Source organism: Neobacillus sp. Soil_C_43, from assembly GCF_057656715.1.
In genome coordinates this window covers 1-24,074 of the sequence record NZ_JBDGJV010000004.1, presented here as the reverse complement: position 1 = coordinate 24,074, position 24,074 = coordinate 1, and the positions used below count along the sequence as shown (strand labels likewise).

At 37.7% G+C, this 24,074-nt stretch carries 27 protein-coding genes; 5 read left to right on the top strand and 22 right to left on the bottom strand.

All coding sequences use genetic code 11. The features are described 5' to 3' along the window. On the top strand, positions 1-194 hold a 194-nt coding region (locus AC3A54_RS07640; RefSeq protein ID WP_487654028.1), incomplete at its 5' end, for a hypothetical protein. A gap of 273 nt (positions 195-467) precedes the next feature. Here the strand turns inward: AC3A54_RS07640 and AC3A54_RS07635 are convergent. The 16 genes from AC3A54_RS07635 to AC3A54_RS07560 all read right to left on the bottom strand — a co-directional run bounded on the left by AC3A54_RS07635 (position 468) and on the right by AC3A54_RS07560 (position 16,978). After that, positions 468-1,088 carry a YitT family protein gene (locus tag AC3A54_RS07635; protein WP_487654027.1) on the bottom strand — a complete coding sequence of 207 codons (621 nt, stop codon included), beginning with the start codon at positions 1,086-1,088 and terminating at the stop codon, positions 468-470. A gap of 715 nt (positions 1,089-1,803) precedes the next feature. After that, entirely contained in the window at positions 1,804-2,700 is an 897-nt protein-coding gene (locus AC3A54_RS07630; RefSeq protein WP_487654026.1) for an oxidoreductase, read from the bottom strand. Positions 2,701-2,731: 31 nt separating this feature from the next. After that, complete coding sequence (locus tag AC3A54_RS07625) at positions 2,732-3,610, bottom strand: GNAT family N-acetyltransferase (protein WP_487654025.1); 879 nt, start codon at positions 3,608-3,610, stop codon at positions 2,732-2,734. A gap of 53 nt (positions 3,611-3,663) precedes the next feature. After that, positions 3,664-4,833, bottom strand: a complete 1,170-nt coding sequence (gene trpB / locus AC3A54_RS07620) for a tryptophan synthase subunit beta (RefSeq protein WP_420489722.1) — start codon at positions 4,831-4,833, stop codon at positions 3,664-3,666. 164 nt (positions 4,834-4,997) lie between these two features. Beyond that, positions 4,998-6,191, bottom strand: coding sequence for an ABC transporter permease (locus tag AC3A54_RS07615; protein ID WP_487654024.1), 1,194 nt, complete (start codon positions 6,189-6,191; stop codon positions 4,998-5,000). After that, a complete protein-coding gene (locus tag AC3A54_RS07610; protein WP_487654023.1) occupies positions 6,188-6,880 on the bottom strand; it encodes an ABC transporter ATP-binding protein in 693 nt (230 codons plus the stop codon). Before AC3A54_RS07610 ends, AC3A54_RS07615 begins: the two co-directional genes overlap by 4 nt. Continuing rightward, positions 6,877-8,004: an efflux RND transporter periplasmic adaptor subunit gene (locus tag AC3A54_RS07605; RefSeq protein WP_487654022.1), complete on the bottom strand. Its 1,128-nt coding sequence runs from the start codon at positions 8,002-8,004 to the stop codon at positions 6,877-6,879. Before AC3A54_RS07605 ends, AC3A54_RS07610 begins: the two co-directional genes overlap by 4 nt. Before the next feature lie 87 nt (positions 8,005-8,091). Then, entirely contained in the window at positions 8,092-8,763 is a 672-nt protein-coding gene (gene yknW, locus AC3A54_RS07600) for a YknW family membrane protein (RefSeq protein WP_487654021.1), read from the bottom strand. 143 nt (positions 8,764-8,906) lie between these two features. Then, positions 8,907-9,827, bottom strand: a complete 921-nt coding sequence (locus tag AC3A54_RS07595; protein WP_487654020.1) for an aldo/keto reductase — start codon at positions 9,825-9,827, stop codon at positions 8,907-8,909. 93 nt (positions 9,828-9,920) lie between these two features. Continuing rightward, the gene (locus AC3A54_RS07590; RefSeq protein ID WP_487654019.1) at positions 9,921-10,682 is read right to left on the bottom strand and encodes a DeoR/GlpR family DNA-binding transcription regulator; all 762 of its coding nucleotides are present in this window, start codon (positions 10,680-10,682) and stop codon (positions 9,921-9,923) included. Positions 10,683-10,836: 154 nt separating this feature from the next. Beyond that, complete coding sequence (gene rhaA / locus AC3A54_RS07585) at positions 10,837-12,090, bottom strand: L-rhamnose isomerase (protein ID WP_487654018.1); 1,254 nt, start codon at positions 12,088-12,090, stop codon at positions 10,837-10,839. A gap of 20 nt (positions 12,091-12,110) precedes the next feature. Continuing rightward, positions 12,111-13,529, bottom strand: coding sequence for a rhamnulokinase (gene rhaB / locus AC3A54_RS07580; protein ID WP_487654017.1), 1,419 nt, complete (start codon positions 13,527-13,529; stop codon positions 12,111-12,113). Between the two features lie 155 nt (positions 13,530-13,684). Further along, positions 13,685-14,014: an L-rhamnose mutarotase gene (locus AC3A54_RS07575; RefSeq protein ID WP_487654016.1), complete on the bottom strand. Its 330-nt coding sequence runs from the start codon at positions 14,012-14,014 to the stop codon at positions 13,685-13,687. Between the two features lie 51 nt (positions 14,015-14,065). Then, positions 14,066-16,135 carry a bifunctional aldolase/short-chain dehydrogenase gene (locus AC3A54_RS07570; protein ID WP_487654015.1) on the bottom strand — a complete coding sequence of 690 codons (2,070 nt, stop codon included), beginning with the start codon at positions 16,133-16,135 and terminating at the stop codon, positions 14,066-14,068. Positions 16,136-16,352: 217 nt separating this feature from the next. Continuing rightward, a complete protein-coding gene (locus tag AC3A54_RS07565; protein ID WP_487654163.1) occupies positions 16,353-16,772 on the bottom strand; it encodes an ArsI/CadI family heavy metal resistance metalloenzyme in 420 nt (139 codons plus the stop codon). Positions 16,773-16,810: 38 nt separating this feature from the next. Further along, positions 16,811-16,978, bottom strand: a complete 168-nt coding sequence (locus tag AC3A54_RS07560) for a hypothetical protein (protein ID WP_487654014.1) — start codon at positions 16,976-16,978, stop codon at positions 16,811-16,813. Positions 16,979-17,396: 418 nt separating this feature from the next. On the opposite strand from AC3A54_RS07560, the gene AC3A54_RS07555 reads away from it, so the two are divergent. The 4 genes from AC3A54_RS07555 (at position 17,397) to AC3A54_RS07540 (ending at position 19,112) form a co-directional block, all read left to right on the top strand. Beyond that, positions 17,397-17,720: an ArsR/SmtB family transcription factor gene (locus AC3A54_RS07555; protein ID WP_487654013.1), complete on the top strand. Its 324-nt coding sequence runs from the start codon at positions 17,397-17,399 to the stop codon at positions 17,718-17,720. A 75-nt stretch (positions 17,721-17,795) separates the two neighbouring features. Then, entirely contained in the window at positions 17,796-17,972 is a 177-nt protein-coding gene (locus tag AC3A54_RS07550; protein ID WP_487654012.1) for a hypothetical protein, read from the top strand. Positions 17,973-18,041: 69 nt separating this feature from the next. Further along, positions 18,042-18,233: a hypothetical protein gene (locus AC3A54_RS07545; RefSeq protein WP_487654011.1), complete on the top strand. Its 192-nt coding sequence runs from the start codon at positions 18,042-18,044 to the stop codon at positions 18,231-18,233. A 12-nt stretch (positions 18,234-18,245) separates the two neighbouring features. Continuing rightward, the gene (locus AC3A54_RS07540; protein ID WP_487654010.1) at positions 18,246-19,112 is read left to right on the top strand and encodes a permease; all 867 of its coding nucleotides are present in this window, start codon (positions 18,246-18,248) and stop codon (positions 19,110-19,112) included. A 60-nt stretch (positions 19,113-19,172) separates the two neighbouring features. Here AC3A54_RS07540 and AC3A54_RS07535 read toward each other — a convergent pair whose 3' ends face one another. From AC3A54_RS07535 to AC3A54_RS07510, 6 genes are all read right to left on the bottom strand, one after another. Further along, positions 19,173-19,343: a hypothetical protein gene (locus AC3A54_RS07535; RefSeq protein ID WP_487654009.1), complete on the bottom strand. Its 171-nt coding sequence runs from the start codon at positions 19,341-19,343 to the stop codon at positions 19,173-19,175. 209 nt (positions 19,344-19,552) lie between these two features. Further along, positions 19,553-21,319, bottom strand: a complete 1,767-nt coding sequence (gene arsA, locus AC3A54_RS07530) for an arsenical pump-driving ATPase (protein WP_487654008.1) — start codon at positions 21,317-21,319, stop codon at positions 19,553-19,555. A 16-nt stretch (positions 21,320-21,335) separates the two neighbouring features. After that, complete coding sequence (gene arsD / locus AC3A54_RS07525) at positions 21,336-21,701, bottom strand: arsenite efflux transporter metallochaperone ArsD (RefSeq protein ID WP_335545090.1); 366 nt, start codon at positions 21,699-21,701, stop codon at positions 21,336-21,338. A 98-nt stretch (positions 21,702-21,799) separates the two neighbouring features. Then, the gene (arsC, locus tag AC3A54_RS07520) at positions 21,800-22,222 is read right to left on the bottom strand and encodes an arsenate reductase (thioredoxin) (protein ID WP_487654007.1); all 423 of its coding nucleotides are present in this window, start codon (positions 22,220-22,222) and stop codon (positions 21,800-21,802) included. Between the two features lie 26 nt (positions 22,223-22,248). Next, positions 22,249-23,304 carry an ACR3 family arsenite efflux transporter gene (gene arsB / locus AC3A54_RS07515; protein ID WP_487654006.1) on the bottom strand — a complete coding sequence of 352 codons (1,056 nt, stop codon included), beginning with the start codon at positions 23,302-23,304 and terminating at the stop codon, positions 22,249-22,251. 17 nt (positions 23,305-23,321) lie between these two features. Beyond that, entirely contained in the window at positions 23,322-23,669 is a 348-nt protein-coding gene (locus AC3A54_RS07510) for an ArsR/SmtB family transcription factor (protein WP_487654005.1), read from the bottom strand. Positions 23,670-24,074 lie beyond the last annotated feature (405 nt).

Genomic DNA, 24,074 nt, shown 5'->3' with positions numbered 1-24,074 from the left:
AACACTGTCAGAAGTCACGGCATCTTCGGACAGTGTTAGCAGAAAAAGTAGAAACACTGTCAGAAGTCACGGCATCTTCGGACAGTGTTAGCAGAAAAAGTAGAAACACTGTCAGAAGTCACGGCATCTTTGGACAATGTATGCGAAAAAATAGAAACACTGTCAGAAGTCACGGCATCTTCGGACAGTATTAGCGGAAAAAATAGAAACACTGTCAGAAGTCACGGCATCTTCGGACAGTGTTAGCAGAAAAAATAGAAACACTGTCCGAAGTCACGGCATCTTCGGCCAGTGTTAGCGGAAAAAACAGAAACACTGTCAGAAGTCACAGCATCTTCGGACAGTGTTAGCGAAAAAACAGAAGATTCCTTTAAGTTTGGAAATAATCAAGAAGATTTACCAGTTTATAAGAACAATTGGACCAGTGAATTCCTGTAAAATTTACAGAATTCCTAAAAAACTATTAATTATTGATTCTGAATCGAAAAATCAATCGTTTTATAGGCGACAAAAAAAGTTGCTAATGAGTAAATAGCCTCCTTTAATCCAAAAATAAAAATAGAACTACTGAAAATAAAAAAATTTAGAAATAGAATATATTGTCCAATTGAAAACCGGGAACGTTTGCTGAATAAAATGGCGAGTACCTCAGTCCCATCTAAGCATCCACCAAATCGTATTGTGATCCCCACTCCTAAACCTAAGATCATTCCACCTAGAATAATCACTAATAGAGGCTGGTGTGTTAAAGCAGGATACGGCTCTAGTACATAGGTTCCCACTGACAACACGAGAATAGCGAATAGGCTTAAAGCCAGAAACCTTTTACCCAGGTAAGAATAGCCGATTATGAAAAAGGGAGTATTCAATAACAGAAGGAACAGCCCTACCTCTTGACGTGTAATATGAGAAAGGATGATGCTGATTCCTATTACGCCTCCATCAATTACATAATTTTTCACTAGAAATAGCTGCAAGGATATGGCAACTAGAGATGCTCCGCAAAAAATAGAACAGCCTCGTTTATAAAAGGAAATGCTACTCGAACGATTATTCTCTATGTAATAGTTCACTCTTTTTCTGAACATAGTGCTCCCCTTTTATAAAAAATAGTGTACATGCTTGGTTAAATATATTCTTTTCAATGTGATTCAATTCTTTGTTGCATGAAAAAAAGCCCCCTATTTAGCAGTCATAGGGGACAAATCTTCCTAAACGGTTAAAATTTTTTTATAGGTGAACGTAAGTTACATAAGCTAATCTGACAGGGTATAATGAAATTTACCTAGAAGTGTCCGAATCAGAGGCTTATTCGGACAGGGTCAACGAATTTTCACCTAAGATTGTCTGAATCACCGCCTTATTCGGACAGAATGCCAAGCTTTTCATCTAGGATTGTCCGAATGACTGGCTTATTCGGACAAGGTGACCTGATTTATACTTAAGGTTGTCCAAATCACGGCCTTATTTGGACAAGGTGACCTGATTTTTTTCCTGGATTGTCCGAATCACTAGCTTATTCGGACAGGGTCAACAAATTTTTACCTAAGATAGTCCAAATCACTGGCTTATTCAGACAGGTTGAACGGATTTTTTCCCTGATTGTCCGAATCATCGCCTTATTCGGACAAGGTCAACGAATTTTTACCAAAGATTGTCTGAATCACTGCCTTATTCGGACAGAATGACGAGATTTTTATCTCGGATTGTCCGAATCACCGCCCTATTCTGACAGTGGACTAGTTCTTACTTTGGATTCTATAAATCCCCTGCAAATTCTTTAAAAGAGACACCGTAAATTCCTCATTTAGAAAAATCGTACGTTACTCCAGTTAATTTTTCCGATACTTCCCAAAGCTTCTTCATGGTTTCTGTATTGTACACACTAGGAGCGGGAGTTTCTATCGTTGGGTTTCCTTTTCTATTTCCTCTTCCATCAGGCCCTATGTATTCTCCGCCGTTCCAGCTGGATTCTGTTGCTGCATATATAGCTGGCAGTGCCCCCATATCCGCTGGTTGAAAAAATACTTTCATGAGAGATTTGAGATACCCCGGCGCGTCTCTTTTTCCTAATTTAAATAAATTCGTTGAAGAAATACCAGGATGGCAAGCAAGACTAATTGTTGGAAGCTCATGCTCTTTTAACCTATTGTCTAATTCCTTAGAAAATAGTAAATTAGCAAGCTTGCTCTGCCCGTAAAACTTCATACCCTTATAGCCTTTTGATCCATCAAGATTATTAAAATCAATGGAAGCCCCTCTATGTGCAATACTGCTAAGTGATACTACCCGTGATTGTGGAGTGTTCTTTAGTAACTGCAGTAATAGGCCTGTTAAAGCAAAGTGTCCTAAATGATTACTTCCAAATTGCAACTCAAATCCGTCTTTTGTTAAACCATATGGAGGCAGCATCACCCCTGCATTGTTAATCAAAATATGTAGGGAATCATATCGTTTTTTATAATTTTCCACAAATTCTCTAACGCTAGTTAAATCAGCTAAATCGAGTCGAATAACTGCAACTTTTGCTTGAGCTACTTCCTTCACAATAGACTCTGCCGCAGCCCTGCCTTTTTCTTCATTCCTTACAGCTAATATAACTTCAGCACCACTCTTACTTAAAGATTTTGCGGCTTCATAGCCAATACCGCTATTCGCCCCTGTAATGATAATTTTATGGCCTTCTAAATTTTTCACCAACACCCTACACCTCCTATTAAAATTTACAAAGTTACGCCTGAGATGTAATCGGATGCTTGAATTTTTTAGGCAATGTAACGTTTGTAAGATTCTTTATAAAAAGAACATTACTAGATTGGTGAATCTCCTTCGTAATAAGGAACTCACAATTATCTAGATGAAAATGAAAAATGATTTTCCTAATCTCTGGTGAGGCTATCCGGTTTACGATTAATTGAATATCTACTTCCTCAGTTGAAACTATATCATAAAGATGAATGATATCATCTTCTTTTTGAAAAATAACCAATACCTTTTCCTCTTCGAAATAATAGAGGTCATGATTAAATACCATTATGCAATAAAACATTAAAAGTTCCTCACTGCTTGCTGTTCCAAAAATCTTTGAAACTGATTTTCTTTTTGCAGCTATGGTGTAGATAAAAGATAAGTCTTCTGAGTTGGTCCCATCTAATTTCCTTATTCTCGATGGGTTCGAAGGCTCAAAATCGTAGTTCGTTGAAAACTGAATTTCATCCATTGCTTTGAACCCAAACTTAGGATAGAAATCCAACACCGTTTGATTGGCAAACAAATAGACAAGGTCGACATAGTTAAAGTCTTCTAACACGATTTCCATGAGCTTTCTAGATAACCCTTGATTACGATAATCCGGATGGGTCATAACCGTTCCGATTTGAATGGCTCTCTTACTCTCACCTTCAATTACCAAGGTTAGGAGATTAACCGAGACATTCGCAACCACTTTCCCTTGGTGAATAAAGGAGTACGGCTGATATTTATCTGTCCAGTATCCATGTTGATACCAAGTTTCAAATTCAATTCCAAATGTATGTAAGGCCAGCTCATTAAAGCTTCCTCTTAACGCTTCATTCTCTTTATATCCCTTTTCAAATTTTAAGCCTTCCATATGATACCCCCAAAAGAAAAGGACGAGGCATTTTACTCCTCGCCCTTCCCAGTTTATTTATCTTTTAACATCTTAAATACCTGTTCTACATCTTTATCGCCGCGACCAGATAAGTTAACAATCAACACATCTTCAGGAGATAAATTTTTTGCCAGTTTGATGGCATAGGCCACTGCATGGGAGCTTTCTAATGCTGGGATAATCCCTTCCGTTTTGCTAAGCAGTTGAAACGCTTCTAACGCCTCTTGCCCAGTAACCGTCACATATTCTGCTCTTCCGCTAGTTTTTAAATGGCTATGTTCAGGACCGACTCCAGGATAGTCCAGACCAGCAGCGATCGAATACGTTGGTTTCGGCTCTCCCTTCTCATCCAATAGTGTTAAACATTTAAAGCCATGAATGACAGCTGGCACTCCTTCAGTTAAGGTTGGGGCTTCAGCTGGTTCCACTCCAATTAATCGAACAGATGGTTCCTCAATATAATGAGCAAACGCACCGATCGCATTACTGCCTCCACCTGCACAGGCAACCACCGCTGTTGGCAGTTTTCCTTCTTTTTCAAGTATCTGGCGTTTGGATTCTTCACTAATAATAGATTGGAAGTGTTTCACCATTGATGGGTAAGGGTGAGGGCCAACAGCCGAACCTAATAAATAAAAAGTATGTTGATAATTTTGGACTAAATCACCTAATGCTTCATCGACAGCATCCTTTAGGCGCCCCTGGCCTTTTTCAACTGCAACCACTTTTGCTCCTAGTAATTCCATACGGAACACGTTAAGAGCCTGCCGCTCCGTGTCCAGTTTTCCCATATATATGATACATTCCATCCCAAACATCGCACAGGCAGTAGCAGTGGCTACGCCGTGCTGCCCAGCACCTGTCTCCGCGATAATACGCTTGGCACCCATCCGTTTGGCTAATAGAATTTGCCCGATGGCATTATTAATTTTATGAGCACCTGTGTGGTTTAAATCCTCTCTTTTAAGATAGATTTTCGCACCACCGATTTGTTTCGTTAGATTTTCCGCAAAGGTTAACGGGTTTTCTCTTCCAATATACTCTTTTAGGTAATAGTTGAACTCCTCGATGAATTCAGGATCATCCTTATACCGTAAAAATTGCTCCTCTAATTCGTTCATGACCTGCTGTAAATCCTCAGGTACAAAACTTCCACCAAATTCTCCAAAGTATCCTTTATTTTCTACGCTCATACTCTTCATTCTCAACTCGACTCCTTCTAACCTATTAATTTGGGAAAGAACACTGAAATATTTACTGAATATTCCATAAAATAATTTTAACACACAGCTATAATTCTGCAAATCTATAGCTTTTAAAAAAAGCCCGCACACAAAAGTGCAGACTTTCTTTGATGACGATAACATTATTCATATCTTAATGATTCAATCGGATCAAGCTTTGAGGCCTTGTTTGCTGGAAGCAGTCCAAAAATGATACCTATTACCATCGAAAACAATACTCCTCCTAATACTACCTGCCAGGAAACTAAGGATGGCCAGCCTGCAAAGAAGCTTACAATTGTGGCAGTTCCCCAACCAAGTACGATTCCAAGAATTCCCCCAATAAAGGTTAATGTCATGGATTCAATTAAAAACTGTGTTAACACCTGACCTCGGGTTGCACCTAGAGCCATTCGAATACCAATCTCTCTTGTTCTTTCCGTTACGGATACGAGCATAATATTCATAACTCCGATACCACCGACAAATAGTGAAATCCCGGCAATACTTCCGATGATTAAGGTCATAATTTTCGTCACTTGCCCAATTCCTTGAGCGATTTCTTCCATGTTAATGACCTGATAGGATTTTTCTGTATTATGCATCTTATTTAACAGTCTTGACGCCTTTTTACCAGTAACCTGCAGCTGTTCAGCAGATGCCGCCTGGAGTGTTACTTGGGTATAATCACTGCTGCCATACATATTTCTCCACGTTTGGAAGGGAAGGTAAACCTCCATTGACCCAAAAGAAAGAAGTCCAGTCGGCTTTTCTAGTACGCCAATGATTTCAATTGGCTGATTGGCGACCATAATGATTTTTCCAACAGGATTGTCCCCTTTAAAGAGTTCCTCCTGCATTTTGGAGCTAATCACTCCAGCTCTCCTTCCACCCAGAAAATCAGAAGCAGAAAAGTTTCGCCCCTTTGTTACTTTTAATTTATTTAACTTTAAAAAGGACTGATTGATTCCAGTTGTAGAAACATCGGCTGTATCCTTTTGAAATCTTGCTAGCGACAATTTTGTGCTTGATGCTACCACTCTCTTAATCTCTGGGATTTGTTCCAGCGCACGAATATCCTCTTGTTTAAATGGAGCTTGAAGGAACACATTAGGGTTTGCCCTCATTTCTTCATCAGACGGTTGATAGAACATTTCTATTGTATTTCCTGAGCCAGTAATCTGTGTTTTCAGCATGGCTTCCCCACCCTGCCCAATCGCTACTACAATGATGACAGCTGCTACACCGATAATAATTCCTAGCATAGTAAGAATACTTCGCATCTTATGGGCCTTAAGAGAGCTCAATGCCATGATTAGATTTTCCATAAAACTCATTGCAACATCCCCCTATCAATTAGTGTAGGGGATTGGATTAGCCCATCCCTTACCATGATAGTCCTGTTTGCATATTGAGCAACTTCAGATTCATGTGTGACCACAACTACCGTTACGCCTTCCTCATTTAGCTTACTAAACTGATCCATGATGTCTATGCTTGTTTTTGAATCAAGTGCCCCTGTCGGTTCATCTGCTAAAATTAGCTTTGGCTGGTTAACAATCGCTCTCGCAATGGCCACGCGTTGCTTTTGTCCCCCAGATAGTGAATTCGGAAGGTGGTTCATTCGGTCTGACAAGCCTACTTTAATCAATGCCTCTTCCGCACGAGCTTGCCGTTCTTTTTTTGAAATTCCGGCATAGATCATCGGGAGTTCGACATTTTTTAACGCGGACAATCGAGGCAGGAGATGGAACTGTTGAAAGACGAAGCCGATGGACTGATTTCTTACTCTAGCTAATTCCTTATCCTTATAGTGTGATACATTTTCACCAGCAAGAAAGTACTCACCCTCTGTGGGCTTATCCAAACAGCCAATAATATTCATTAATGTGGATTTTCCCGAACCGGAGGGGCCCATAATCGCAACAAATTCACCTGACTCAATCGTCAGACTGATTCCGTTTAATACATGTACATTCTCTTTCCCTAGCATAAACGATCGTGTGATATTTTCTAAGCGAATCATTTGACCTTCACTTCCAGCCCATCCTTAAGTTGTTCAGGTCCATTTATGATGACTTTGTCATCCTTTGAAACACCTTCAAGGATTTCAATCTTATCTCCAGACGTGATACCTGTTTTCACCTTTTGTTTACGCGCCTTTCCATCCTTTACAACATACACATATGGCTGATCTCCATCATCATGTAAGGAAGCTACTGGAAGAACCAAGGCCATCTTTTTGTCTGTTTCAATTTCCATAATGACCTGGAACCCTGGTTTTAAAGCTTTTGTATCACCCGAGATTTCTACCGTTACAGGATATTGCACTGCCTGACTGCCGTTTTGAAGACCAGCTTGATTTTGCTGTGGAAGGACACTAATTGTGGTGACTTCTCCCTGCCATTCTTGTTCTGGTACTGCGTCCGAACGCAAAGTAACTTTTTGTCCACTGCTTACTTTTATAGAATCATATTCAGATAAGAGTCCTGCAGCGGTTAATCCTTCAAGCTTTCCGATATGTATAAGGGGCTCAAGATTCGATGCTTCCGCAGTGGATGTACCTTGTTTTTTCACTGTTAAAACAACACCATCAATTGTACTTCTTATCTCTAATTCGCTTTGGCGCTTATTAAGTAAGTCTTTTTGAAGCGAGGTTTGCTTTAGCTCAATATTGGCTAACTTTTTTTCCATTTCAAGCTGCTCACGTTCAGGGGCAAGCTGTTTTTTAGCTTCCTCTTTTCCAACCTGTTCAGCTAATGTTGTTTCTTTTTCCTTTAGCTGTTTTATTTTTTTATCTAGTTGGGTAATTTTTAGGTTAGCTGATTCGATTGCTAATTTATTTTGCTCCATTTCTAGATCGAGTTGAGGATTTTGAAGTGTGGCCAACACTGTACCTTTTTTAACCGTCTGCCCTTCTTTAACAAGTAGGTCCTTCAATTCGCCTTTTTCTGGTGAAGTATAAACCACTTGTTCCTCTTGTAATTTAACTGTGCCGGGAATCATTAATAAAGAGGATATTTCCTCTTGTGTCATTTGTGCGGTTTTTACAGAAGGTCCTTTTGCAAAAACCTGACGGTAGACACTGACTGCAATCATAAGAACGATAAGACAGACAACACCTATGGTAATCCAAATTTTCTTTTTCATATTATGCAGACAAAAGGAGAGCCCCGCTCTTCAAGAGGGGACACTTCCCTTATCCTGTTCTCCCTTCAATTTTTCAAGTATTGTAGTTTAAAGTTTTGGCGCGCCTTGTAACAAGGTTCCAATTAAACCAAATCCAATCCCGATTAAGAAGAAAATAATTGCAATGGTCCAAGCAAGCCCCTTTGAGAATTGACCTGTTTTGTGAAGTCCCAAAGCCGTTAAAATTAATGTCCAAATACCGAATACTTCGATTGAGCCTAGGAACCCGGCCTTATCTTGATTTAATAATCCTGCTAAACTAGTAACATATATTTCAACGTCCCCACCTATCGTATACCTAATTGCCATATTTAAAATAAGACCAACAGCTCCGATGACCATAATAAAAGTATTCATGGAAAATAACTGTTTAAAGGTTACTGATGAACTCGCAATCTTAGCTATCGCCAATTGGATGGCACTGCTAATCAACACACCCAAAATAGGCGAAATGATACCTGTTATTGCTACTGTAATTTTAGTAATGGTTAATACTATTTCTACCTGATCTTCTGGGATCCCCTGATCAATTAACGTTGATGCATCAATGCTAAAAGCCATAAAGACGGTTCCTATTGCGTATAGAATACTAACAATCACTAATGGTACCCATATTTTTGGATTTTCTCTTATTCTCTCAAACTGTTGCTCCGGATTCGTAAACATTCCAAATAAACTCGGTTTCTCTTTCTGTACCTTAACCTCATTTTGTAATTCCATTTTCTAACCCCCTATTTCCACTTATGTAAAATATTCCTAGTAGGTATACGACACCCTAGTTAAAAAGTTTCACTTTTTTTTCAACAAATTGATGGCACAAAAAATAGGACGAAGATTTCTTCGCCCTACGTTTTATTTTTCTATTAAGGTACGATATTCCCTGCTGCCTTGTAGATAGAATACCATTCTTCTCTTGTTAATCTGATATCGGAGCCTTTACATGCGTCCTGCAAACGTCCAACTTTGGTTGTTCCTAGTACTACCTGGATATTTGCCGGGTGACGTGTGATCCATGCTGTTGCGATAGCCGTATTTGTCACACCATATTTTTCTGCAATCGTATCAATTACCTGGTTTAACTCAGGGTACTTTTCAACATCACCTAAAAAGGAGCCTTCAAAGAAGCCATGCTGGTACGGTGACCAGGCTTGCATCGTAATGTCATGTAGACGGCAATATTCTAAAACACTGCTGTCCCGATTAATCGATTGATCAATATTCATATTCAATGCAATTCCAGAATCAATCATTGGTGTGTGCGCTATGCTAAACTGCAGCTGGTTTACCACCAATTTATATGGAATGTATTTCTGTAACAGTTCTATTTGGGCTGGATTATGATTCGATACACCAAAGTACTTTACTTTTCCGTTCGTATGGAGTTCTTCAAAAGCCTCAGCAACCTCAGCAGGATCCATTAATGGATCTGGACGATGAAGTAGTAAAATATCGAGGTATTCGGTATTTAACCTTTTTAAAATCCCGTCAACAGACGAAATAATATACTCTTTTGAGAAATCAAAAAAACCAGAACGAATCCCGCATTTACTTTGGATAATCATCTTTTCACGGATGCTTGCATTCATTTGGATCGCTTCTGAAAAAATTTCCTCACTTTTTCCTTTGCCATAGATATCTGCATGATCGAAGAAATTAATCCCTTCATCCATCGCAGTGCGAATTAAGTTTTCAGCCTCAGACAATGACAGTTGGGGTAGGCGCATATTTCCCATTATGATATTGGAAGATTTTATATCGGTATTTGCAATATTTATGTATTTCACGTAAAAGCCCTCCTCTTTCTGAATCAACCACATTATACTATATACTACGGGATTATCACAAAAGAGAGCATTTATGAAACAAAAGCGCTCTTTCTAGTCTGCAATTATTATTTTAATATTTTTTTCTTCTATATTTATTCTTAACTCTTCATCTATTTTTGAATCGACTAAAATACAATCAACAGTCGAAAGTGGTCCAATATGAGAAAATGCTCTTGTTCCAAATTTGCTGGTGTCAACCATCAGAATGGTTTCATCCGCTATTTCCATCATATGTTTCTTTAGCAATGCCTGGAATTCGTTTGAATCACTTAGACCTCTTTCCAGATGAACTCCCTTACAGGAAAGAAATGCTTTATTGACGTGATATAATCCAAGAGAACGCTCTGCAAGAGGTCCCACATAGGAAAGAGATTGAGACAATAAAGTGCCTCCAGTAGAAATCACTTTAATCTGCTCCTTTTTACTAAGTTCAATAGCTACTTTTATGGAGTTGGTGAGTACCGTTAGAGGCATATCAGGTAATTCCTTTGCTACATACCAAGCAGTTGTACTAGCATCTAGAACAATTTGGTCACCAGCTTTAATTAAATTAACTGCCGCTATTGCAATTTCTTTTTTCTCCGTAGCGTTTGTAATTTCTCTTTCCAAATAGGAGATCTCCAATTGATCTTTTTCAATACTTACCGCTCCGCCATGACTTCTCATTAACAAATTCTCTTTTTCAAGTTTTTCAAGATCACGCCGGATTGTTTCTTCAGTCACCGAGAAAATCTTGCTAAGCTCTGTTACCCGTATACTTAATCGTTCATTGACCAATTCCACAATCTTTTTTTGTCTTTCTGCTACAAGCACTTTAAGTACCCCTTCCAACTTTTTTGTTTTATGTTGGATTACATTTGTTTACTTGCGTATTATCTACAATAATATAACATATTTTTGAAAAGCAAACATCCTATCTTAAAAAAAGACTCAATAAGGTAATAAACCCGCATTGAGTCTTTTGTTTTTATCGTTTTAATAAAACCTCTTGTTCATACACTTTAACTTCATCCAACCAAGATTCTCTTACTGGTACACCCATTTTTTCGCAATAATAATCCCACACAGCACCAAATGGATAAGTTTTGAATTCCTCCATTAATGTTAATCTCTCTGTAAAGTTTCCTTCTTCCTGCAGTTGTTTCAAATATTCATTTGGAACAAGCATTGCATTAAGTAGTGCTTTAATCATATTACGTGTTCCAATTACCCACGCTGCCACACGGTTGATGCTTGCATCAAAGAAATCAAGTCCAATGATGACACGGTTTAATGCCTCATTACGTACAATCTCTAATGCAATTTCTTTTAATTCATCATCAAGAATAACCACATGGTCACTGTCCCAACGTACTGGCCTTGATACGTGTAGGGCAACCTTCTCGCTAAATAGCAGCATAGAAGAAATCTTATTGGAAACTGTTTCAGTAGGATGGTAGTGACCCGTATCTAGTAAATATAATTTATTATTTTTCATCGTATAGTTAAGGTAAAATTCGTGAGAACCAACGACATACGCTTCCGAACCAATTCCGAACAGTTTGCTTTCTACAGCATCTAGGTTATACTTCTCATCAATTTCTACAGCAAAAATCTTATCTAACGATTCTTTTAATCTTTTTCTTGGAGTCAGGCGATCACTCGGGATATCCTTATAGCCATCTGGAATCCAAATGTTTGTTAGGGCAGGTGTACCAAGCTCTTTTCCGAAGTATTCGGCAATCTTCCGGCTGCAAATACAGTGATTAATCCAGAATTCACGAATCTCTTCATTTGGATGCGAAAGGGTTAAACCGTCAGCTGCTTTGTGATGAGAAAATAGAGTTGGATTGTAATCTAATCCTAAACGATTCTCTTTTGCCCAATTCACCCAGTTTTCAAAGTGCTTCGGCTCCAATTGATCTCTTTCTACAACTTCACCATTTGTTTCTGCATAAATGGCATGCAAGTTTACACGATGTTTACCAGGAATAAGGGATAAAGCTTTCTCTAAATCTCTTCTTAACTCTTCAGGAGTAGTTGCTTTACCTGGATAATTGCCGGTTACATCAATCCCACCTGATAATTCGTTTTGATTTACTTCAAATCCGCTAACGTCATCACCTTGCCAGCAATGAATGGAAATCGGAACTTTTTTTAAGGCCTCGATGACTTGGTCAACATTAATTCCCCATTTTCCATATGCTTTTTTCGCAAGTTCATAGCTTTCTTGAATAGACACTTCTATCATCCTCTCTATAATCAGCTTGTAATAGGTGCGGTCGGCACATATTTTTTGACTTCAAATGATTTTTTGACAATCGAACGGGCCTCTTTTATATCTTGGATTTCATTAAGGGCCACTAACTGCGCAACAATGTTACCAATGGCAGTCGCTTCAACAGGACCTGCAAATACCTCTTTATTAGTGACATCGGCAATAAGTTGATTTAACATTTCATTTTGACAGCCACCGCCGATTACATTGATTTTTTCGAATTTTTTTTCAAAAATTTCTTCAATTTGGTTAACAGCATTCTGATAGCTGACTGCTAAACTATCAAATACACATTTTGCGATTTCTCTAGGTGTGGTAGGAATCGGCTGACCTGTTTCCACACAATAATTCATAATTTCCTCGACCATGTTCTCAGGTTTTAAGAAGCGGTCATCATTCACATTAACAACGGCCTTAAAGTCCTTAGCCTCCCTAGCTAACTCAATAAGCTCGACAAAGGAATATTCATCATTGTAGCTGCGTTTTACCTCTTGGATCATCCAAAGACCCATAATATTTTTTAAGAACCGGTATTGATAATCGATTCCGCCTTCATTTGTGAAGTTATAATCCAAGGCTTTTGTTACACAGATTGGAAAATAGTTTTCTACTCCAATCAATGACCATGTACCAGAACTAATATAAATCGTTTCATTTTCTTCCGGTATGGCAATTACTGCTGAACCTGTATCATGTGTGGCCGGAAGAATCACTTGAAGGTCAAAACCTATCTCTAAAACTAGTTCTTCTTTTAATGTTCCAAGAATCGTCTTAGGCGTCTTAATTTCATGGAACATTTCTTTATTAATCCCTAACATATTTAATAAGTCATGATCCCATTTTTTCGTAAAGGCATTGACTAGTTGTGTGGAGGTAGCATTGGTGTATTCGTTTGCTTTTTTTCCTGTAAGTTGATAATTGAAGTAATCAGGAATCATTAAGAATGATTTCGCTCTATCAAAGATTTCCGGTGATTGTTGTTTAATAGAATACAATTGATAGATCGTATTAAACTTTTGGAATTGGATGCCTGTTTTTAGGTACAGACGCTCCTTCATAATTTTTTCAAAGACCTTTTCCATCATTCCATCTGTTCTAGGGTCTCTGTAAGATACGGCTTCGGTTAGCAGCTTGTCGTTTTCATCCAAAAGAACAAAGTCTACAGCCCAGGTATCGATTCCGATACTATCTGGCTTAATGCCAAGTTCATTGCACTTTTTTAATCCATTTTTGATCTCTTGAAAAATTTTGTCGGTTTCCCAACAATAGGAGTCGCCTTTTTTTACAATTTGGTTTTCAAAGCGATGGATTTCGTTTAGCTTTAATAAACCACCATCAAGATACCCTAATATAAGACGGCCGTTAGAGGCACCGATATCAACGGCAATACTGTATTTTGTCATAATTATCACCCTTCAATTGTAAACGCTTACTATTATTTCTATGATACTAGAAAATTGGATATTTCCTATAACATGAGTGGATGAATTTTTTTTTTCTTATTTGCAGAAAGGGGTGAAATTGATAAAAGACGCCCAACAGTGACGACTCTTATGGATTATTTAAGGTAAAAAACTTCTCGAAGCATTTTAATAGGATCTGGCTCATTAAAATCAAAGGAGCCTTTAACCATTTTAGAGGTAATGGTATTCCAGCGGTTACAAGCTTCACTTTTTGCTATATAATCAAAAGCCGCGTCCACATCTTCACATTCAAAGCAATAGAAAAATTGGTTGCCATTTTGAAAGATGGAGTAATTTTTTATCCCTGCTCTGCTATGTTCTTCTAGGATTTCTGCCCAAGGATTCAAATGTAGTTCGATATATTCCTCTAAGAATTCTTCTTTAATCTCCCAGGTCCATGCATATTTATTACTGTTTTCTATCATATTCATCCTCCAATTTAATCCATGATTTGTAATCTCCATAGGTAATTTTATTTATCTCGTAAACGCTGCGGGTACTCCACCGTCAACTGTAATCATACATCCAGTTGTTCTATCTGATTTAGATGATGCAAAGAATGCGATAGATTCTGCGATATCTTTAGGATAGATGTTCACTAGCAATGTAGTCCGTTTACGATAGTGTTCTTCTAACTGGTTTGGTTGGATTCCATACGCGGTTGCACGCTCTTCACGCCATCTTGATCCCCAAATAGCTGAACCTTGAAGAACCGCATCAGGAAGCACTGAGTTTACACGGATACCGAACTCTCCCCCTTCAGCTGCAATACATCTCGCTAAATGTGTTTCAAGTGCTTTAACAGAACTGTAGGCAGCCGCATTTTTACCAGCGTACACTGAGTTTTTCGAGCCAATAAAAACCATGTTACCGCCAATTCCTTGTTGTTTCATTTGCTTGAATGCTTCACGGGCAACTAAGAAGTAGCCTGTTCCTAATACATTCATATTTAAATTCCACTCTTGAAGTGTGGTTTCGTCGATCGGGCTCGAAGTAGCAAGACCAGCGTTGTTAACGATAATGTCCACTCCACCAAATGTGAGGGCTGTTTGGTCAAAAGCTGCTTGAACCTGCTCTTCTTTGGTCACATCCATGTTAACGGCCAATGCACGACCCGCACCGTATTTTTCATTAATTTCAGCAGCAACCTTTTCTGCACCTTCAAGATTTAAGTCTGCTACTACAACATGAGCCCCTTCAGAAACAAGGCGACGACAAGTTTCACTACCAATTCCACCGGCACCACCAGTTACAAATGCGACTTTTCTAGAGAATTCTGCCTCAGCAGGGGCGAGTGTCAATTTATATAATTCTAACGGCCAATATTCTACGTTATAGGATTCATTTTCATTTAAAGAAACAAAGTTTCCTAGTGCAGTAGAACCTTTCATAACTGCAATCGCACGATGGTATAAGGCACCGCTCACTCTTGTATTGTTGACGTCCTTACCTGTATTAATCATACCAACTCCAGGGATTAGAATGACACGCGGAGCTGGCTGAAACATTTTATCGCCTTCATTCTTGTTCCGCTCAAAGTATTCTTTGTATGCTGCTTTGAAGGTCGCAATACCTTCTTTCACACTATCAATTAAGGAGTCTACGTCCTTCGTTTGTGGATCCCAGTTAATATAAAGTGGGACCATTTTTGTATGAACGAGATGATCCGGGCAGGCAGCACCAATTTGGGAAAGCTCTGGTGCTTGATAGCTGTTTACAAATTGAAGAACGTCTTCCCCTCGGTCATAGGTTAGCAGCATTTTCTTTTCACCGCTTACGGCTCCGCGAATTACAGGCATTACTTTTGCTAGTATACTTGTGGCATCTTCATTAGAAAGAGATTCATATTTTTCTCCGCCAAATACGTTATCTGCATCAATTCTAGCATTTATATATTGTTCAGCTTCATTAATAATCTCAATTGTTTTAACATAGGATTCTTCAGACGTTTCTCCCCATGTGACCAGACCGTGTTTTTCCATTAATACTAACTCAGCATTTGGGTTACTTAATACTCTCTGGGCAATCATTTTAGAAAGGGTAAAACCTGGGCGTACATATGGAACCCAAACAAAACGACTTCCAAAAATCTCTTCAGCAAGATCTTTGCCATTATCTGCACAGCAAAGGCTGATTATGGCATCTGGATGAGTATGGTCCACATGCTTAAATGGTAAGAACGCATGTAATAAGGTCTCAATTGATGCTCTTGGATGCTTGCTGTCAATCATACAATATGAAAGATAAGCAACCATATCTTCATCAGACATTTCTTCCCGTTCGAATAATGGACGAATATCTTCTAAATTAAGACCTGTAAAATTATGTGCCTTCATTGTCGCAAGATCCGATCCACTGCCTTTTACCCACATCACTTCAATTTCACGGCCACGGAAATCCTTTTCAATTGTCTTCATAGATGTATTGCCGCCACCCCAGTTACATACGGAACGATCTGAACCAATTAAATTAGAACGATAAACTAATTCGTTTACTCCTTTTGTTACCTTTGAAGCTTTCTCTTGATTCCATATATTCTGCACCATCCGATTCCCTCCGTTTTTCATATTTGTTATCTTCCGTTTTATTATATTGTACATTTGTTTATTTTTGAATATAAAAACAAATAACTTTGTTTTTTGTTTGTTTTTGTGGTTTTTATTTTTAATTCCATAAAAATAAAGGCCTACCAATAAGGCAGACCTTTATTTTATAAATCATCTATAACAATTTATGCAGCTTTCACAGGGCCATGTACACCGACTATTTAGAAACCGATTGAACTGAACAACACGCGGATGGAGTGGACATTGATTCGACATCACCTTTTGTATAGAAGAACTCCCATTCGTTTCCGTCTGGGTCTGTAACCCAAAATTTGTCTTGAGTGGCATAACAACAGGTAACATCCATCTCTTCCCTTGCAAAAAATCCTAATCCTTCTAAACGTTCTTTGTGTTTCATGACTTCTTCTTGATTTTCCACTTGAAAACCGAAGTGTCCCACCTGATTTCCTGAGACTTCGTCTTTTAAATTTAGTGTGAAATTGAGGCCTGGATCTTCAAGTAAAAACTTTGCATAGTCTGGCTTTACTTTCAATGGCTCTGCATTAAATACTTTAGTATAAAATTCAATCGAACTATTTAAATCCGTTACGTTTATTCCAACATGCATTTTCATCAGTAGTCCTCCATTTGATTCAAGTTATTTTTGTTTATCATTTAGCAGCAAGAAGATTGTTGTTCATCGGTTGTTCCACAGCAAGTTGTGCTAGCCTCAGAAGTCCCGCAACATGATTCCTCTTGAGTGTCCTCCACCTCTTTAATTTCTACACCACAACAGTCTGATGACTTAGAAGCTTTACCAGTTAACTTTTTAATAAGATTCATTTTACTCATCTCCTTTATGTTTAATGCTAATTACATCAATTTTTTTTGATTTAATAACAATAAATCAACTTTTTTTGATTTTACAACCTCAGTATATTAGTAATTTTTGCTAATTGCAACCCTTTATCAAAAAAAATTGATATTTTATTTAAGCAAATTATTTTGGATTTTTAACGATGTGATTGATTAAATCAACAACAATTTAATATGTCCTTTCAACTGGTTCCGTCTATATATTATGTACGTGAGGCTTGTGAGAATTCTATTCCTGTAGGTTGATTGATTACATCATATTCTTTCAGTTAATTTAAACATTAATTAAATCAATTTTTTTTGATAAATTTGTTGACACAAGAAAATATTGGATATAATATAATAACATCAAGAATAATTGATTTAAGAAGTAGGTGAAAATAAAATGGCAGAAAAATTCCAATTACAAGACATATCATTGGAAAGAGTATTTGAAGAATATGAGTTAAAATTCAAAGCGATTGCTGATAAAAAGAGACTTCAGATCATGAATATTTTAACTCAAAAAGGCGCTATGTGTGTTTGCGATTTAGCTCCATTGATTGATATGGCTCAATCTAAATTGTCTTATCATTTAAAGATTTTATTAGATGCCAATATTATAACAAAAGAAACACGCGGTACATGGAGCTACTACGAACTGAACCAAGAAGAACTCAATCATTTGTTATCCCATGAACTTTGTTGTCTATTCAAACCAACCTGCTGATAAATTTTTTTAAATTATTCATCAATTTTTTTTGATTAATATATCAATATAATTTGATAAATAGGAGGAACTCACATGTTTAATGAGTATACAGAATATCAAATGATGAAATTACGCCAGGCAGAAACGGAAAGCAATGCAAGAGATACATGGAAGAATTATGTTGAAATGAGCAAGGAGAACAATGCTAAAGAAAGAACCTTTCCAGTAAAACCATCGGTAAACCAATGTTGCCCGTGTACATGTGCTTAAACAATAGATTTTGTTCGAACAAAACATCAAATTTATTTGATTAATAATATATATTAGGAGGAATTAATTATGTATCATTATAACTACGGAGTATTAGTTAAGGAAAAACAAATAGAAATTGAAAAGAAATCAATGGAAGCTTGGAAGTTTGTTGGCATTAAACATGTATCCTTTTTTCAAAAGATAGCTAGTAAATTTTTTACCAAAAAGAACAAAGCAGAACAAACCACTAAAAACTATTGTGTTTGTAGCGAATGCTAGGGGGAATTGATCATGTGGTTAGACACGCTTAAAAGTTTTCTATCTATCGCACTTGAGTTAACGGTCCTATTTATTGTTATATCATTTTTCATTAGTCTTCTTCAGGGATATATCCCTTACGAGAAGATTGAAAAGAAGTTAGCCGGAAAAAACAAACTGATCGCTGCCTTTGCTGCCATTGTCTTTGCGTTTATCACACCCTTTTGTTCCTGTTCCACCATTCCAGTCGTTGTAAACATGTTAAAAAAGAAAATGCCATTTGGGATAGTAATGATTTTTCTTTTTGCCTCCCCTGTCCTTGACCCTACGATTTTAACTATAATGGGTGTGGCTCTTGGATGGAAAGTGACAGCTATCTATACGCTTTTAACCACAGTCTTTTCAATCATCATCGGCTTTACTCTTGAGAAATTAGGATTCGAAAAGTCAGTAAAAAATGTTGTAATGACCGGTTATCAAGAACAGCATCAAAAATTTAATATTAAATTGGCTTTATTAGAAACTCTTAATTTAATGAAAAGTGTATATCCTTATTTATTAATCGGTGCAGCAATTGGTGCTGTCATCCACGGGTTAGTTCCAACAGAATGGATTTCAAGTGTGTTTGGCCGAGACCATTGGTGGCTAATACCTATCGCAGCCATTATAGGAATTCCTTTATATATTCGTCTTTCCAGTATGATTCCGATTTCACAAATGCTTATTGCTAAAGGAATGGCGTTAGGACCAGTGATGGCCATGATCATCAGTTCAGCAGGTGCTAGTTTACCAGAAGTGATTCTTTTAAAATCAATTTTTAAAAAACAGCTAGTTTTTATGTTCGTATTATCAGTGGTTGTTATGTCCACTATTTCAGGTTTTATCTTTTACTTAATATAGTAGTAATTGGATCATAAAAGGAGATTTAGTCTTTAGACTAAATCCCCTTTTTATTCTTGCCTAACAGCAATCACTTTCATTCCCTAGTAGCACAAGACCATTAACCTCTTGATTGAAATCAAGTGTCAGGTCGTTTGTATAAGGCTCAATCTCGGCTTCTATTGCAACCGCAATTTCATTTATGGTTACTACCCTATCATTTTTTTCCGGCTCATCCAGAGCCAGTCCCACTTGTGGACCTCCTCAGCCAAAGCCTGCAAAATAAACACGAATGTTTTTAGCCTCGTGTTCTTGGAACAATTGCATTAAAACATCACGTGCTTGATCTGTGATAATCATATATTCCTCACCTTTCAAAAAATTCACTTTCTTATCTTACTAGTTTTTTCTTATTTAGAAAACAAAAAAAGCTATTTTAGTATTTTTCCTTATTTATTATTTTAAATAAACTTTTTTAGCTGTTCATATCCTTTATTCTCTTCACTCATTAGAGAAACAATCGCACATTTTTCAGCCAATTCCGTGGTCACCTTTTGTATCCATCCCTCTTCAGCTTGTGCCCTTCCCTTTAAGACAGGGTCTTTTGTTTCTGTGTCGTATAGACTTTGGTTAATGACCCACCATTTTGGTACGATGTCCGCACGCTTTAAATCATCCTGTAATCGACTAGCCTCTAGAACAGGCGTTACTTCAGCCAGTGTGACAATGACTATGCTTGTTTCTTCAGGGTTTCTTAAACGTGGCAATAACGTTTTCACACTTTCAGGAATTTCCCCTGTAGATCGGGCCAATTCTTTATGATAAGACTGTGCTGCGTCTAATAGGAGTAAGGTGTGTCCTGTTGGTGCGGTATCAATGACCACGATTTCTTCTTGTGCTCTTGCCACAACCTCTGCAAATGCACGAAATACTGCTATTTCTTCCGTACAAGGTGAGTTTAAATCCTCTTCAATGTACGCAATTGCTTCTTCATCAAGTTCATTGCTTACTTTCGATAAAACTTCCTTTTTGTAAGCCTCAACTTCTGCTGTTGGATTGATTCGGCTCATCGTTAATTGATCATTCAATTTACTATTCTGAAAAACAAACTCTAAATGAGCTGCTGGGTCAGTTGTGGTTAGATGTACTTTGTGTCCTTTTTCTACTAATCCAACTGCGATGACAGATGCCATAGTGGTCTTACCAACACCACCTTTACCCATTGTAAAAATCACTCTAGTATTATTCTCCGAAAAATCTTCAATCAGTTTATTTAAGCTAGGTAATACTATTGACTGGCCCTTACCTTCTGGTTGTGTAGCGGGCAGAGTATATTGGTTAAATAAATAACGAAGGTTTTTAATACCTGTTAATGAATAAGAAACAAATGGCAACGAATAGGTGACAACTTGTTTTAAATCCTTTGGCATTTGTTTAATCGCCTTTCGTTGACGTTCATAAAAAGATGCAGAAATTTTATCATCGGGTAGATAAGATTTGAGTAATCCATTTATGATAAGAGCTTGGTTTGTAACCCCAATTTCCTTTAATTCATTGGAAGCACGATTGGCTTCAAGTAATGATGATTCATCCGGTCTCGCTACCAAAATAAGGGTTGTCTTAGCCGCGTCAGCAATGGCGTCCATTGTTAGTGAATACATTTGCTTCTTATCTGCCAGCCCAGCTAACGGTCCTAAACAGGAAGCACCATGTGTGTTTTCTTCTAAAAAGCCACTCCAAGCAGTTGGCAGTTGGAGAAGACGAAGTGTATGACCCGTTGGTGCTGTATCAAAGATGATATGCTCATAGGCTTCAACGATTGTAGGGTCAGCGAGCAAATTTGTAAATTCATCAAATGCTGCTATTTCTACTGTACACGCTCCCGATAATTGTTCCTCCATCGTTGCCACTACTAAATCGGGAAGTTTGCCACGATAGGGTCCAATTGTTTTTTCACGGTAAGCCCTTGCCGCCTCTTCTGGGTCCAGATTACAAGCAAATAAATTAGGAACGTTTGGGATTGATTTTGGATTATTTGTTAGGGCGATTTCCAATACATCTTGTAAGTTTGAAGCTGGGTCCGTACTTACAAGCAAAACCTTTTTTCCCTCGTCCGCTAATGTAACAGCGGTTGCACACGCAGTCGATGTTTTTCCTACACCACCTTTACCTGTAAAAAATAAAAACTTAGTGTTTACGATCATTTTCGGATTGAAAGATTGAAACATGATTTTCACTGCTTTCTTATTTGGTTGATTTTAAATCAATTTTAAGACGGACTTTTGGTCTTTCGGTCAGCTCCTCCGCTTTTAGGCGAAACCATTCAGCCAATTCCTCGTTTGACGGATAGATTCCAATCTTAGCAATGCTTCCATCAACAATAGTAACAGGAAGTGAGTCAGGTCCTTTTTCATGAAGAATCTTATTTACTTCTTTATTTTCAACAAATTTGGCAGGTTCTGTTCCAAGGTTATAGCGATTAATATCAAATCCTTTTTTCTCCAGTACAAAGATAGATGTTGCTACCCTTGTTAACTCAGGATCTACGCTAGGCCCACACACACCTGTGGGGCAGCACAATGCTGGGTCAAAGATTTCTACTTTACTCATAAGAATACCTCCATATTGAATTGAATATAAGTCTTTGCTTATATGGACTTTTAAATTAAGGCCAAGAGCAATTATACTCTTGGCTATGAAATTCTTGCTTACTCGCCAGTTTCAGCAAAACGTTTAATACGGTCTCCGATTTCATCACGGACACGTTGGAAGAATGCCCATTTTTCTTCTTCGTCTCCTTCTGCTTTTGCTGGATCATCAAAGCCCCAGTGAACACGTTTTACATGTGGAGGAGTGACAGGACAGTGATCTGCAGCATGCCCGCACAATGTAACAACTAAGTCAGCGTTATTCAATATAGTAGGATCAATTACATCAGATGTTTGTTTAGAGATATCAATGCCAGCTTCCTTCATTGCTTTTACTGCGTTAGGGTTTAAGCCATGTGCCTCAAGACCAGCACTTTTAACCTCCCACTCACTGCTCAAATGTTTCTTAGCCCACCCCTCTGCCATTTGGCTACGGCAAGAATTTCCTGTACATAAGAAATAAATTGTTTTTTTGTTTTCCATGTTGTACTCCACCTTTATTATTAGTTTTAGGCTGCATTTTCTTTGAAATATTTTCGCTTAAACCATAAAGCCACGTTGACTAACGCAATCATGACAGGTACTTCTACTAGTGGTCCAATTACAGCTGCAAAGGCCGCACCCGAATGAATACCAAATACACCAACAGCAACAGCTATTGCTAACTCAAAGTTATTACTACCAGCAGTAAATGCAAGGGTTGTTGTTACAGGATAGTTTGCTCCAATTTTCTTCCCCATAAAAAAGGAAACAAAGAACATGATGACAAAGTAAATTAATAACGGAATAGCGATACGGACCACATCTAATGGCAAGCTAACAATCGCGTCCCCTTTTAATGAGAACATAAGGATGATCGTAAATAGCAAAGCAATCAAAGTAATAGGACTAATTTTTGGAATAAATACCTTCTCGTACCACTGTCTGCCTTTTGCTTTTACCATCGTAAAGCGTGTAATCATTCCAGCGAGAAAAGGAATTCCTAAATAAATGAATACTGATTTCGCTACTTCAAGCATTGTAATATTGACAACTGCTCCTTGGATTCCGATCCATTCTGGGATAATGGTCACAAACACATAGGCATACACGGAGAAGAATAGCATTTGGAAAATCGAATTGAATGCGACTAATCCAGCAGCATATTCGGTATCTCCTTTTGCTAGGTCATTCCATACAATGACCATGGCAATACAACGGGCTAATCCAATCATAATAAGGCCAACCATGTACTCTGGTTTATCCGGAAGAAAGATAATGGCTAATAAAAACATAAGGATTGGTCCAATAATCCAGTTTTGTACTAGGGACAAAGCGAGGACTTTAACATCTTTAAAAACTCGCCCAATTTCCTCATAACGAACTTTTGCTAACGGAGGGTACATCATTAAAATTAAACCAATGGCAAGTGGGATGGATGTAGTTCCTACCTGTAAACTGTTCATGCTATCTACAAAGCCTGGAGAGACATACCCTAATCCTATCCCGATGGCCATAGCTAGAAAAATCCATAGTGTAAGGTACCTATCAAGGAATGATAAGCGTTTTTTCTCTAAATTACTCAATTTTTCCACTCCTATTGTTAACAACCACACTTAAGTGTAGGATTGCTTTTTTCAATTTGTTTAATTTTCTCTGTCTGATCTGGTACATGTTCCAAGATATCTTCTATCAGTCCATAAAGGTCAGTTTGCTGGTTCAGTGAATAATAAATCCACTGACCTCTTCGTTCCTCCTTAACCATGCCCGCATCCTTCAATTTACGAAGATGCTGACTGATGGATGGCTGGCTCATTTCAAATACTTCTAGGAATTCACAGACGCAGCACTCACGTTGTTTTAAAATAGCAATGATGGATAAACGTGTTTTATCACCTAATAATTTCAAAACGGTCGCTGCACGATCCAAATCAACCTTTGATTTCAGCATTAATAACCCCTCCTCGAGAATATAAGTAAATAATAATTTACTTATATAAAAATCAAATATAGTCTTTCAATTATCTGTTAGACTATATTAACTTATTCATTTTATTAAAAAATCAATATATAACTATTTGCTTATATATTAAAACAACCCACAATTGAATTCAAGAACTTTAATGTAAAGTTCTTTTAAAATAAATGCTTCTTCCTATTCTGTCAGAAGTTGCCTTGCATTCTGACAGTGTTTCTGTTTTTTCCTCTTACTCTGTCAGAAGTTGCTTTGCCTTCTGACAATGTTTCTGTTTTTTCCCCTTACACTGTCAGAAGTTGCCTTGCCTTCTGACAATGTTTCTGTTTTTTCCCCTTACACTGTCAGAAGTTGCCTTGCCTTTTGACAGTGTTTCTGTTT